Annotated in this window: 12 protein-coding genes; 11 read left to right on the plus strand and 1 reads right to left on the minus strand. The window is 45.2% G+C overall.

All coding sequences use genetic code 11. The features are described from left to right. Positions 1–46: 46 nt before the first annotated feature. Positions 47–2281, minus strand: a complete 2235-nt coding sequence (locus tag GTH32_RS00080) for an LPS-assembly protein LptD (RefSeq protein ID WP_163083200.1) — start codon at positions 2279–2281, stop codon at positions 47–49. 434 nt (positions 2282–2715) lie between these two features. Between GTH32_RS00080 and djlA the strand changes: the two genes are divergently transcribed. The 11 genes from djlA to mazG all read left to right on the plus strand — a co-directional run bounded on the left by djlA (position 2716) and on the right by mazG (position 13894). Further along, a complete protein-coding gene (gene djlA / locus GTH32_RS00085; RefSeq protein WP_163083201.1) occupies positions 2716–3567 on the plus strand; it encodes a co-chaperone DjlA in 852 nt (283 codons plus the stop codon). After that, positions 3564–4481: a site-specific tyrosine recombinase XerD gene (gene xerD / locus GTH32_RS00090; RefSeq protein WP_163083202.1), complete on the plus strand. Its 918-nt coding sequence runs from the start codon at positions 3564–3566 to the stop codon at positions 4479–4481. The genes djlA and xerD overlap by 4 nt, the downstream gene beginning before the upstream one ends. Before the next feature lie 190 nt (positions 4482–4671). Then, a complete protein-coding gene (dsbC, locus tag GTH32_RS00095) occupies positions 4672–5382 on the plus strand; it encodes a bifunctional protein-disulfide isomerase/oxidoreductase DsbC (protein ID WP_343033362.1) in 711 nt (236 codons plus the stop codon). A gap of 125 nt (positions 5383–5507) precedes the next feature. Continuing rightward, complete coding sequence (recJ, locus tag GTH32_RS00100) at positions 5508–7229, plus strand: single-stranded-DNA-specific exonuclease RecJ (protein ID WP_163083203.1); 1722 nt, start codon at positions 5508–5510, stop codon at positions 7227–7229. Between the two features lie 10 nt (positions 7230–7239). Further along, positions 7240–7515, plus strand: coding sequence for a hypothetical protein (locus GTH32_RS00105; protein WP_163083204.1), 276 nt, complete (start codon positions 7240–7242; stop codon positions 7513–7515). A gap of 34 nt (positions 7516–7549) precedes the next feature. Further along, positions 7550–8251, plus strand: coding sequence for a DNA repair protein RecO (recO, locus tag GTH32_RS00110; RefSeq protein ID WP_163083205.1), 702 nt, complete (start codon positions 7550–7552; stop codon positions 8249–8251). A gap of 143 nt (positions 8252–8394) precedes the next feature. Continuing rightward, positions 8395–9132, plus strand: a complete 738-nt coding sequence (gene pdxJ / locus GTH32_RS00115) for a pyridoxine 5'-phosphate synthase (protein ID WP_163083206.1) — start codon at positions 8395–8397, stop codon at positions 9130–9132. A 32-nt stretch (positions 9133–9164) separates the two neighbouring features. Continuing rightward, a complete protein-coding gene (gene acpS / locus GTH32_RS00120; RefSeq protein WP_163083207.1) occupies positions 9165–9542 on the plus strand; it encodes a holo-ACP synthase in 378 nt (125 codons plus the stop codon). A gap of 16 nt (positions 9543–9558) precedes the next feature. Then, positions 9559–10884, plus strand: a complete 1326-nt coding sequence (rlmD, locus tag GTH32_RS00125) for a 23S rRNA (uracil(1939)-C(5))-methyltransferase RlmD (protein ID WP_163083208.1) — start codon at positions 9559–9561, stop codon at positions 10882–10884. A 12-nt stretch (positions 10885–10896) separates the two neighbouring features. After that, positions 10897–13080 carry a GTP diphosphokinase gene (gene relA / locus GTH32_RS00130; RefSeq protein ID WP_163083209.1) on the plus strand — a complete coding sequence of 728 codons (2184 nt, stop codon included), beginning with the start codon at positions 10897–10899 and terminating at the stop codon, positions 13078–13080. Continuing rightward, a complete protein-coding gene (gene mazG / locus GTH32_RS00135; protein ID WP_163083210.1) occupies positions 13058–13894 on the plus strand; it encodes a nucleoside triphosphate pyrophosphohydrolase in 837 nt (278 codons plus the stop codon). The genes relA and mazG overlap by 23 nt, the downstream gene beginning before the upstream one ends. Positions 13895–13962: the final 68 nt, after the last annotated feature.

Consider the following 13962-nt stretch of genomic DNA (forward strand, 5'->3'; position numbering starts at 1 on the left):
ATTGGTTAATGCTTTCACGTTCGCCAGCGACAAACGCAACAACGGGTTAATTTAAACTATATGGCTGCCGATAGCCAAACAAGCCATCTTGTAGCATGCTTCTTCGCGTGCCAGATGAGCCTATACCTTTGAAAATAAATTGCATAGAGACACCGGAATCGAAATCATTTGTTGATTGCTCCCCGGTAGTACTATAACGGTTATTTAAGTTTCGATACGCTACCACTCGTACAGCCCAACAGCAGGACTCGTATTGAAGGCCTGTATAGGTTTCGATACTCCGATTGTCTTCCAGATCTCGGTAGGTACGTCCTACCCATTGCCAGTTTTCAGTAATAGGCCAACTTGCTGAAATACCGATTTGATCAATGGTTTCGTCACTTAAGTCACGTACATAGCGATGACTCAATTGAATAAAACGGGCGGCATCTTTACGGTATTCTATGCCAGCACTACTTAAATCTACTTTGTCTGTATCAGTGGTTACCTGAACATCTGAATGTACATACCAGTTCTTGTTCAATCGCCAGTCTACTTCAGCTGCAAGGGCCGAACGGTCTTGGTTTTTAGTCGCCGCCACTACCTTATTATCTTCAAGGTAGAATATCTGACCCACACTTAACACAAATTGTTCCCGATTGTTTTTATCGAGCATGCGGGTAGTTAGCCCTAACGTAATTTGGTTATTGTCACTGATTCGGTCAAGACCGGTAAATTCTTGTCCTCTAAACAGCCCCTCTACATCGGTTAGCAATGGCGTAGAGTCGTACAATCCAATATCTGTTTGGTCTTGATAAGAGGTATATAAATATTGAATTTTAGGCTCTAGTGTCATTGACATGTCCGGGTTAAACCATGCGCTGTCTTTTTCAAAATACAGTGCCCCAAACAGCCTTGCCTGACCTAAGGTTCTATCTACGTTTTCGCTAAGCTCGTTGTCTTGAATATTTTCTTGGCGATAAAAGGTTTGCAGTAGGGTTGTTTCGGCCACCAATTCGCCCCATGCAGAACGTAAGGGCATAGACAGCGTAGGCGCAATATGAAAACGGGTAGCTTTCGGTGCGCTTTCAGAGGTGCTATCAAAATACGCCAGTTCAGAGTCAAGGATAAAATCGAAGTATTCACCTAACGAGGTTTGATAGTTTACCTTCAGTTCAGGTAACGCACGGTAGCTTTCCGCAGTATCCCCTAACACTTCGAAGTCTTTAACATGCATACCTACTAGCAAATCTTGCGAGTAGTAGTTAAGACTAACGGTTCTATACAAATGAGTATCTGATCGGTTGTAGTAATCAGAGCCTAAATCAACCAGGTAGTTGTCATCGCTTAACCCATTAAAATCTACATCAAGCACCCAGTTATCAGTAAGTTGGCCCTGATGCTCTAATCGATAGAAATAACGGTCGGGGTTCCCGTCCATGTCATTATCGCTGGGTAAATATTCTACATACGCCATGCTTTCGCTAGACTCGCTCAAATGACGAAATTGGGTATTTAACTGCAACCCGCGCAACGTCATAAGTCGAGGCGTAATCGTCATATCGTAATTGGGAGCGATATTCCAATAAAACGGCTGTCGGTAGTCTACGCCGGTAGTACTTGAACTGGTGAGTTCAGGAAACAGTAACCCGGTTTGGCGCTGATTACTTACAGGGAATGCAAAATAGGGGAGGTAAAAAACCGGCACATCGGCCACATAAAAGCGGGTATGTTTGGCTTGTCCCCATACCGTGCCTTTTTCCAAACTGATTTCGCTGGCGCGAATCATCCAATCTTCATCACCTTCTGGGCATGTAGTGAAACTTACCTCTTTAAGAACAATACCCGTATCGGTATCAAGTAAAATATCTTGCGCCGCTCCTTGCCCCACAAAGCCAGTTAATTGGTAACGGGTATTTTGCATTTCTAAACGTTCTTCTTTTGAACGTAAAGATACGGCATCACTTTGTACGCTTAATTGGGCGTCTTGGTATTGTACGTCGCCTTTGGCAATTAAATCTTGGCCATTTTCGTTTACCTGCGCTTGATTAGCGCTAATAATCGCGGTGTCAGAGGTAATATCTACGTTGCCAGAAAACAGTGCTACTTTGTTCTCAATAATTTCTGTTCGGTTTGCTTCAACCTTTACATGCCCTTTTGGCATTAAAGCAGAACTGCTGAACGACACAGGTTCCACATTACAAACGGATAATGGGGGCGTAGTCTCAGGGAGATCTTCCTGTGCGTTTGCGACAGACAATAAAAGGGTCGCAGAAGCAAACGTGGCGCAGGTCTTTTTCATGCGGTGGTGAGCGGCCTGTTTAATAATTAAGTGGGTAAACCAAGTACAGTGACCATAGAAGGCACAATTTAGTTCGCCAAAAATGTTAATAATACACTGCCGCCGAATAAGGTGCAGCAGTTATCGTTATTCGTTGTGCGCCAATTCTAAGCACTTCTGGGCTATTTACCAACCGTTGTGCGTAAAAAAAACCAGATAAGTCTTCATATCGGGGCGTTCTTTACAAAATTATCCGTTTTTTTCGTTTATTCATCTAGTCTCATTGAGAAAAACCACGCCACCGCCACCGGGGCCATTGAAATCTACCGTATCGTACTTACTTTTAAAGCGTTTGTTGTCTGGTATAGTGCTGATAAGTGTAGATAGGTTGAACATATCTACATTGGCATCACGCCCCCACCATAGTGATGGGGATAATTAAGGAGCGCAGTTAAATGGCGGTGTGGGGAAAAGTTTTAGGCTTTCTTTTTGGTTTCATGTTTCTAAAGATCCCTGGCGCCATTTTAGGGCTTTTCGTGGGACATATATTTGATAAAGCCTATAGTCAAGACTTCAATCAACTTGGCGGTTTTGGTCGGTTCTTTAGCGATCAAAATAGTCTCAAGCAGCAAGCGGTCTTTTTTCACAGCTTATTTTCCACGTTAGGTCATTTAGCAAAATCGGATGGTCAGGTAACGCCAAGAGAAATTCAAATTGCCACAGCCCTGATGGATGATATGAATTTAACTGGGCAGGCGCGCAAAGAGGCACAAGAAGCGTTTAGGGAAGGAAAATCCCGCGACTTTCCATTACTCGATACCTTAAAAGGCTTATATGACGGCTGTCATGGACGTCGCGATATTTTGCAGGTTTTTCTTGAAATTCTTATTCAGGCTGCCTTTGCTGACGGGCAGCTATCTCAAGAAGAGTATGTAGTATTAGAAAAAGTGGCTAAACCATTAGGGTTTCGTCGTCGCGATCTTGATTATCTTATTTCTATGTTTGAAGCAGAGCTTCGCTTTAGACAGCGAGGCGGACAGCAGCGTGGGGGGCAACGCCAATCGCAGCAACAATCAACGTACACAGATAAGCAATCGTTAGACGACGCCTATCGAATTCTTGGCGTGTCAGCGAGCGACGATGAAAAGGTAATTAAGCGAGCTTATCGCAAAAGAATGGCCGAACATCACCCCGATAAACTCGTATCAAAGGGGCTGCCTGAACAAGCAATGGAAATTGCCAAAAAGAAAGCGCAAGATATTCAGTCTGCCTACGAAATGGTAAAACAAAAGCGTGGCTTTAAATGAAACGCGAGCTAACTTATGTGCCTGCTGCTAGTCAGGTACACATCGATAACTTTATAGAAATGTTGTGGCTGGAAAAAGGACTATCTGAACATACTCAGCAAAGTTATCGTACTGATTTGAAAAAGTTAGCCATTTTTTGTAATAACCACGGGGTTAAGGACATTAGCTTACTTAGCACAGAAACCCTCCAAGACTATCTGGCATATCGCCACGACAAAGGTTTGTCCACCAGAAGTACCCAACGGGCGATGAGTGCCATGCGGGCTTTTTTTGTGTACTTAATTGGGCAACAGGTGCGAATTGATAACCCGGTGTCTTCCCTGGCTAACCCCAAAATTCCTAAGTCGTTGCCCAGCTCCCTTAGTGAGGCTCAAGTAGAAGACTTGCTACATGCGCCTAACACTGATGATCCCATCGAATGCCGTGATAAATGTATGCTTGAGGTATTGTATGCCACTGGGCTTAGGGTAAGTGAACTGATTGCTTTAACCCTCGATCAGGTAAGTTTGCAGCAAGGGGTTGTGCGCGTAGTGGGGAAAGGTAATAAAGAACGCTTAGTGCCACTAGGTGAAGATGCCATTGACTGGCTGCTTACCTATATAAAAACGGCCCGGCCCACCTTGGCCACCAAACAATCTGACGTTGTCTTCCTAAGCCGCCGAGGGCAGCAAATGACGCGTCAGACCTTTTGGCACCGTGTAAAGTATTACGCAGTTAAAGCGGGTATTACACAACATTTATCTCCTCATACACTTCGTCATGCCTTTGCCACACATTTGCTTAACCATGGCGCAGACCTTAGGGTTGTACAAATGTTGTTAGGACACAGCGATTTATCCACTACCCAAATATACACACATGTGGCTACTGAACGGTTACAAACCCTCATTCATAGCCATCACCCACGGGGGTGACGTGTAGGTATGACACGACCAATGTCTATGTTACCTTCAAACGGCTGTGTTAGGATTAGGTATTGTTAAACGCGTGTTGGCAAAGTAAGAAATGAAACTTATTTTGCGGTTTATCGGTCTTAATATGACAACAATAAGGCCAAGGTATTTACTAACGCGTAAACGCAGAATTATTCGGAGTATAGGTAAAGTGAAAGTAGTAAAATTAGGGGTATTGGTTCTTGCTGTTTGTACGAGTTTCTTCTCGCAAGCCGCTGATGAAGAGGCCATAAGAAGTAAATTAACAAACATGCTAGGGCTTAAAGTCAATACTATCGCAGATGCACCTTTACCTGGCTTAGTGCAAGTTACGACCGACCGAGGGTTGTTCTATGTAAGCGACGATGCAAAGTATCTTGTTCAGGCGCACATCTATAATATAGATAAAGGTATGCGCGATGAAACAGAAGCCGCTTTAGCGTCGTTACGTGTTAAAGGCGCTGATGAATTTGCCTCTTCAAGTATTACCTACAAAGCGAAAGACGAAAAATACGTTATTTCGGTGTTTACCGATATAACGTGCGGGTATTGTCGAAAACTTCACAACGAAGTGGGTGCACTTAATGATGCCGGTGTTACCGTACAATATTTAGCGTTTCCACGAGCAGGAATTAATAGCGAAGTCTATCAAGATATGGTGTCAGTATGGTGCGCCGATGATCCCAATGATGCGCTAACCTCAGCGAAAAATGGCGGCGCAGTAACCGCTGCTAGGTGTGAAAACAAAGTGGCTGAACAATATATGTTCGGAAAAACGGTAGGGGTGAATGGTACCCCCAACATTGTCTTGCCTAATGGCGAGGTCATTCCCGGCTACCTTCCTGCCACACAAATTGTAAGCAAGCTTAAAACAGCAGGCTAATTAGGCCAAATTACGTCTTTATTTACTATTAGAGCACACGGGCTTAGCCTCGTGTGCTTTAGGTTTTACCTAGCGCAACATCATGGGTATCATGGTCCCTAATTTAGTTGTTTCGATGGTATAACATGATTTTGCCTATCATGCGCCGCGATGTTAGCGATGCGCCCTTAGCTTCACATCTTCACCCCGTACTCGACCGTATCTATCGGGGCCGTAATGTTCACGATATTGATGAGTTGGAAAACTCCCTTAAAGGGCTCACTCACTTCAATCAGCTTAAAGGTGTTGAGCAGGCTGCGGACATACTGGCCACTATCATTGCCAACAACAAGCGCTTGATTATAGTGGGCGACTTTGATGCCGATGGCGCCACAAGTACCGCATTATGTATTCTTGCATTACGCATGATGGGGTTTGCTAATGTAGACTATCTGGTGCCCAACCGATTTGATTTTGGCTATGGTCTTAGTGTGCCTATTGTAGACGTCGCTAAGCAAAAAGGTGCAGAAGCCATTATTACGGTGGATAACGGTATAGCCTGTATTGACGGCGTAAGCCACGCCAAAGCATTAGGCATGTCGGTTATCGTAACCGACCATCACTTACCGGCACAAACGCTACCGCCAGCAGATGCAATTGTTAACCCTAATCAACCAGGGTGCGATTTTCCTTCCAAGAATTTGGCCGGTGTGGGCGTAGCATTTTATTTAATGCTGGCATTAAAATCCCAGTTACAAAAACGTAGCTACTTTACTGAAAAAGCTATTACGCCTCCTAATCTTGCCTCTCTGTTAGATATTGTTGCGGTAGGGACGGTGGCCGATGTTGTCGTATTAGATAAGAATAACCGTATTTTAGTGCATCAAGGGTTACAACGTATACGTGCAGGGCAATGCCGTCCCGGTATAAAAGCATTGGTTGATGTAGCAAACCGCGATCATGGGTTACTTACCTCCACCGACCTTGGCTTTGTTATTGGGCCGCGCTTAAATGCAGCAGGCCGTTTAGATGATATGTCCCAAGGCATAGCGTGTTTGCTTGAAGATGACACCTTGCAAGCGCGTATGATTGCCAGTGAACTGGATGCATTAAATCGCGAGCGTCGAGAGATAGAAACGGGCATGAAAGCCCAAGCTGAAAAAGTGTTGGCTGCGCTTAATTTTACCGAAGAAAATGCCCCGGCGGCGCTCGTGGTATATCAAGCCGACTTTCACCAAGGTGTGATTGGTATTGTAGCTGGGCGCTTAAAGGAAAAATATTTAATACCTGTGATTGCGTTTGCCCATCAGGACGATGAAATCATCAAGGGGTCAGCGCGTTCAATTCCCGGCGTACACATTAGAGATGTGCTCGAACAAGTTAATACACAGTTTCCAGGCGTAATCGACAAATTTGGGGGCCACGCAATGGCAGCAGGGCTCAGTTTACCTGTGGCCAAGCTTGATATCTTTACCCGCGCGTTCGAGCAAATCGCTAAACAGCATATGGACAAACTCGAAGGGAGCCAGGTATTACTGTCAGATGGCCCGTTAAGTCGAGACGAATTATCATTGCCCTTTGCCCATTTACTTCGCCAAGCGGGCCCTTTCGGGCAAGGTTTCGAATCGCCCCTCTTTGACGGTGAATTTGCTATTGTGAAACAACGCCTAGTGGGCGAGAAGCATTTAAAATTAGTGCTTAAAGATGACAGTGGGCAAGAGATAGATGCCATTGCGTTTAACATAGATATTCACATATGGCCAAACGCGATGATTAAACGTGTGCACTTAGCCTATCGATTAGATGTAAATGTATTTCGTGGCCAAGAGACAGTACAGCTTATTGTTGAACAGATCACCCCAGCTTAGCGAGACGTCGATGAAAACGGACAGTGAAAAGTTAGTAAAAAAGCATGGGCAGCTAAATCAATCGGACAATATGAAAGTGGTATCCCATGTACAGCGCGATGAAGGCGACTGGGTTAGACATACCTTAATGTTAGAAAATGTCCACGTGCCCTTCGTGTTTCGCCGTAAACAGGGCTATCAAAGTTTACTGGGTGCTAGGGTTAATGTTACTTACTATCGACATATTGAAGAGGTCGCCGGTATTGAGTTTGAAACCATGAAAGTGGTACGAATTAAGCGCAGTTAAACGGTGCGACTAAACCTTTATAAATGGACGTCCCATGAACAATGAGTGGTTAACCGCGTTTGTACTTCATCGCCGTGCTTACCGGGAAACCAGCTATATCGTCGATTTTTTTACCTTAGAACAGGGTAAAGTAAGTGCAGTGGCTAAAGGGGTTCGAAATAGCAAATCAGATCGAAAGAGTTTGCTGCAACCTTTTCAATCCCTTAAATTGCAGCTTGCGGGTAAATCGGAGCTTAAGAATTTACGTCAGCTTGAAGGCGCAGCCCCTCCTATTCCGCTTGTGGGTACCGCGCTTTTCTGCGCTATGTATATTAATGAAATCACCAATCGAATTATGCCTGTAGGTTTACCTAGCGATGGCGCTTTTACTGCGTATACCAACGCATTGACGTCGCTACATCTAGATAGCGATATTGAAGTGTGTCTGCGTCAATTTGAGCGTGCTTTACTTGATGAAATGGGGTTAATGCCAGATCTCACTACGGATGTAGAATGGGGGGAACCCATTAGCGGCGAGCACCTTTATTCATTGCAACCTGAACTTGGTTTCTGTCGCGCCCCAAAAGGGCACCGACATGCTCTACCAGGGGCAGCACTTATGTCTCTCGCCCATGACCAATACACCCCGCTAAGTAAGAAAGTGGCGAAAGTTCTTTATCGGGAGTTGTTAAAGCCATTGGTAGGTGATAAGCCGTTAAAAAGTAGGGAATTATTTGCGCATAGAAAACCTAAATAACCCAGCGTTACGGTTATTTAATCTGTACTTTTTCCCATGTTTACGGGCAAAAATTTGTTACACTAGTGCTACATAAATTGACCAACGACCCACGTTTCATCTCGCGAGGGGAGTTATTTCTGTTACAACATAGGTATTTACAGATGAGCTCTATTCTTCTAGGCGTTAATATCGACCACATAGCTACACTTCGTAACGCACGGGGCACATCTTACCCCGATCCTGTACATGCAGCTGATATTGCAGAGCGTGCCGGCGCGGATGGGATCACGGTTCATTTACGCGAAGATCGTCGTCACATTAAAGACCGAGATGTACGCGTGCTTGCGCAAACCATTAACACCCGCTTAAATCTTGAGATGGCGGTGACCGAAGAAATGCTTTCTATCGCTGAGGAAATTAAACCGGTTTTTTGTTGTCTTGTACCAGAGAAGCGAGAAGAATTGACCACGGAGGGCGGGCTAGACGTAGCGGGTAACCTACCTGTAATGAAGCAAGCATGTGAACGTTTGGCTGCCGCAAATATAAAGGTGTCACTTTTCATCGACGCTGAGCAGCGCCAAATAGATGCGGCAGTGGCGTGTAATGCCCCCTACATTGAAATACACACGGGGCAATATGCCGAAGCAACCAGCGAAGAAGCGCAAGAGAAAGAATTGCAGCGTTTAGTTAGCGGTATTGAATATGCCGATAGCCAAGGGCTAAAAGTTAATGCAGGTCATGGTTTGCATTACCATAACGTAAAGCCTATTGCCGCTATTCCACAGCTTATTGAGCTAAATATTGGGCACGCCATTATTGCTCGGGCCGCCTTCGATGGTTTAGCTACCGCTGTGGCAGATATGCGCAAATTGATGCTAGAAGCAAGAGCCGGCATTTAAGTTATAGTGACATCTAACCTCGGAGAACGTACGTGGGGATAGCTGGTTTAGGCACAGATATTGTTGAGTTTGCACGCTTTGAGCGGGAGGGCGAGGTTAATCAACGCCTTGCCAAACGAATTTTAACTGAATACGAAATGCAGATTTTTACCCAAAGCCATACCCCCCTTCGCTATTTAGCTAAGCGCTTTGCAGCCAAGGAAGCCACAGTTAAAGCCCTAGGTACGGGTATAGGCAATGGAGTAAGTTGGCAGCATGTAGAAGTGCGTAATAATCAATTCGGCGCTCCCTTATTGCATTTTAGCGGTGAAATTGCCCGGCTGTGCGAGGCGCGGGGCATCACCCGCAGTTATATTAGTATTTCAGACGAACAGCACTACGCGGTTGCTACCGTGATATTAGAGTTTTAGCAAGAGCGGAGAACACGTGGTTACCTTTTATAAACCTAAAGGCGATAGCAATAATAAGGCGGCAGCGCCCGTTACCATCGACAGTTTAGATTGGAAAGGCCAGGGCGTAGCAAAGGGCAAAACAATGCACTTTGTTAGCGGTGCGCTGCCTGGGGAAACGGTTGCTATTAAGGTAACAAACAGCAATAAAAAAGTGCGCAGCGCACATGCTATCCGAGTCGATAACCCTTCTTCACACCGCGTAAAGCCTTTCTGTCCGGTTGCATCTCGCTGTGGCGGTTGCCAGCTTCAACATATTGAATCTGAAGCCGCACTATCGTTTCGCAATCTAGCTATTAAAGAAATGCTGCAACGTCAGCTTAAGTTTGCTGATGAGGCTTGGCACACGCCTATTAGCGGCCCACGCCCGGCCTATCGTCGAAAAGCGAGACTGGCTTTAGATGCGCGACAGCCAGAAAAATTTAAGTGTGGGTTTAGAGAACAGCAGGGTAAGGCGGTGGTGGATATACATCAGTGTCCCGTTTTACTTCCTACTTTAAGTAACTTAATTGCGCCCCTTAAGAAAGTGCTCAATAGCCATGAAAACAAACGTTTTTTAGGGCATGTTAGTTTACTTGCGGGCGATAATGTGGCGCAAGTCACTATTAAGCATACGCAAACCTTGGCAAGCCAGTATGTTGATGCCTTTGCAAGCTTTGCCTCACACCATAGGGTGAACCTTTTACTTGAAGACAGTAAAGGCGCGATACAGCCTGTGTTAGTTCACGCGCCTCTTATTTGCTCTACCCTTGATGGTGCTTATTTAACGCCTGGGCCAAACGATTTTGTGCAAGTTAACCCTGCTGTGAATCAGCAAATGATTGAACAAGCCATCGCGTGGCTCTCTCCTAGTGAAGGAGAACGTATTGCTGATTGGTTCAGCGGTCTGGGTAATTTCACATTGCCTATTGCTAAACGAGGGGCACAAGTACAAGCGGTTGAAGGCGTGGCAGAAATGGTGCAAAGGGCTAAGCACAATGCCCGCGAACAGGGCATTGATAATGTGCAATGGCTACAGTTAGATTTATTTGATGAAGACTCAGTTGCACATGCGTTAGCCAGTGGTATTGATAAAGTCTTGATAGACCCCTCTCGTGAAGGCGCGTTGACAGTTAGTCATGCGTTAGTAAAAGCAAAGCCAAGTACGATAGTGTATGTTTCTTGCAACCCGAGTACTTTTTCTCGAGATGCAGAGGTGTTGATTGAGGGAGGTTATACAATGGATAGAGCCAAGGTGGTAGAAATGTTTCCCTATACCCAACATATGGAAATGATGGCGCGATTCACACGCCAAAGTAAATAGCGAGTAACGGTTATGGTGTCCACAAGAAAAGTACATGCCGCAGAACGCCCACCATTTGAGGTGTGGCTAGATAGCCTTACCTTAAGTGAGGAAACGAAAGACAAGTTAAGAAGTGTATCTTCGATACCTGAGCGTTTATTGGTTGGCCAAGAAATGGTAGAAATTTTGTGCCAACTCAATATGGATGACGTAACGCTGCAAGCGGCCCTTGTTTTTCCCTATTGCGAGCAGCACAACCTATCTGATGACGATATAGCTCTGGAATTTGGGAGCGAAATTCGCGACCTTATTGTGGGTGTGCGTCGAATGGATGCCATTAAATCGCTTCACGCGAGAAAAAGAAACGGCTCCTCGTTTAATAACAGCTCAGATGAGCAGCATATCGATAGTATACGTCGTATGTTGCTAGCAATGGTAGAAGATGTACGTGCTGTAGTCATTAAGATGGCTGAGCGTATTTGTGCCTTGCAACAGGTTAAAAAAGCCGATGAAGAAACCCGCGTAATGGTGGCCAGAGAATGTGCAAGTATTTACGCGCCTCTGGCTAACCGTTTAGGTATAGGCCAGCTTAAGTGGGAATTGGAAGATTTAGCCTTTCGTTATCTACATCCTATTACCTATAAAAATATCGCCAAGCAACTAGACGGCAAACGTAAAGCGCGGGCTGACTATATCGATGCCATAGTGGACGATTTGCAATCGGTACTCAATGTGGAAAATATTCGTGCCGAGGTGTACGGGCGACCTAAGCATATTTACAGCATTTGGAAGAAGATGCAGAAAAAGCGGCTTACCTTTGAGCAGCTTTTTGACATACGCGCCGTACGAATTATTGCCGAGCGTTTGCAAGACTGTTATGCCGCCTTAGGTACAGTACATGCAAGTTACAAACACCTTCCAAGTGAGTTTGATGATTATATTGCAACACCTAAGCCCAATGGTTATCAGTCGATTCATACGGTGATACTGGGCCCGGAAGGAAAGCCTGTTGAAATTCAAATTAGAACCCAGCAAATGCATCAGGATGCAGAGCTTGGGGTAGCAGCTCATTGGAAATATAAAGAGGGGAGTACCGGTAAGCAATCGGGATACGATGAGCGTATTAACTGGTTAAGACGTATTCTAGCTTGGCAGGAAGAAGTGGCCGAGTCGGGAGATTTAGTTGAAGAGTTGCGCAGCCAAGTATTTGACGACAGAGTCTATGTATTTACCCCGAAAGGTGACGTAGTCGACTTACCCCAAGGCGCTACACCTTTAGATTTTGCATACTATATTCACAGTAACGTAGGTCACCGTTGTATTGGCGCGAAAGTGAATGGACGTATCGTGCCTTTTACCTATCAATTGCACAGCGGCGATCAAATAGAAGTTCTTACCGGTAAAGAGCTTAACCCTAGTCGAGATTGGATGCACCCCGGGCTAGGTTATGTGCATTCATCACGTGCAAGAGCCACCATTCATACCTATTTTAAAAAGCAAGATAGAGATAAAAACCTTACCGCCGGTAAAGAGTTACTAGAGCGCGAATTGCAGCGCGCGCATTTACCGCAAAAAGTGCCTATCGAAGCCTGCGAAAAGCACAACCTGCAAAGTGTAGATGACCTTTATACCGCTATAGGCGCCGGCGATGTACGCGTGATGCAGGTGATAAACTTTATTCATCAGTTGCATGAGCCTGAACCACAAACGCCTGAAATTAGCCCTAAGGTTAAAACCCGAAAAGTGGCGGGGGGCGCGGGTAAGAAAGATGCCATTGTGGTTCAAGGGGTTGGGCACTTAATGAGCCAATTAGCCAACTGTTGTAAACCTGTTCCTGGTGAACCTATTATGGGCTATATCACCCAGGGGCGCGGGGTAAGTGTGCATAAAGAAAATTGCGATCAGCTAAACCATTTACTGTCGCAGCACCCAGAACGGCAAATAGAAGTGAATTGGTCAGAGTCACTAAAAGTAGGCTTTGAAACAGCCATCGATATTTTCTGTTTCGATAGAACCGGCATGTTGCGTGATATCACCACCGTTTTAGCGAATGAAAGCGTGCCCTTGTTAGGCGTTAATAGCTTAAGTGATAAGCACCGCCAAACCGCACTTATCACCATTTCGGTAGAAGTGCAGGATCTTGACTCCTTGTCTAAAGTGCTCGCTCGATTACGTCAATTAAACGGAGTAACGGATGCCCGGCGAAAAGCAAATTAACCTACCAGCCACAGAGCGGTTGCTAAGTATTATGGCGCAGCTACGGGATCCTAAACTTGGGTGTCCATGGGATGTGAAGCAAACCATGAAGAGTCTAACGCGCTATACCATTGAAGAAACCTACGAAGTAGTGGATGCAATTGAAAATAAAGGGTTGAGTGAGGTAAAAGAGGAGTTAGGTGATTTACTCTTTCAAATTGTTTTTTATGCGCGTATTGCACAAGAACAGCAACACTTTTCTTTTGATGATGTCGCCGATGCGATAAGTCGTAAGCTAATACGCCGACATCCTCATGTTTTTGCTGCACCTTCAGGGCAGGAAAATAACCTGTCATCAGAGGCCCTCGCCAAGCAGTGGGAGGCGATAAAACAACAAGAAAATGCCCATAAAAATAATTCGCAAGAGAGTGTTTTAGACAGAGTTCCTAACAATATGCCCGCCTTGATGCACGCGCAGAAATTGCAAAAAGCTTGCGCAAAGGTGGGGTTTGATTGGCCGCATGTTTTGCCAGTACTGGACAAGGTACAAGAAGAGGTACAAGAAGTACGTGAAGAGCTAGAAGCTAAAACGGTGAACCAACAGGCTTTAGAAGAAGAAATTGGCGATGCACTATTTGCCATGGTAAATCTGGCGAGACATTGCAATGTGGATGCTGATACCGCGCTGCGTAACGCGAGCAACAAATTTGCCGCACGCTTTAAACACGTAGAAACGTTAGCACAGAAGCAAAATCGCCCCTTGGCCGATATGCCTTTAAGCGATATGGAAGCTCTGTGGCAAAAAGTGAAAGCCAAAGAGAAAGGCAATTGTTAGCCTATTTAGGCCGCTTAACTATACCGCAAGCGATATAATTAGCTGCCATCATTACAGTATTTCCCATT

Source organism: Alteromonas profundi (assembly GCF_010500865.1).
Taxonomy (GTDB): Bacteria; Pseudomonadota; Gammaproteobacteria; order Enterobacterales; family Alteromonadaceae; genus Alteromonas; species Alteromonas profundi.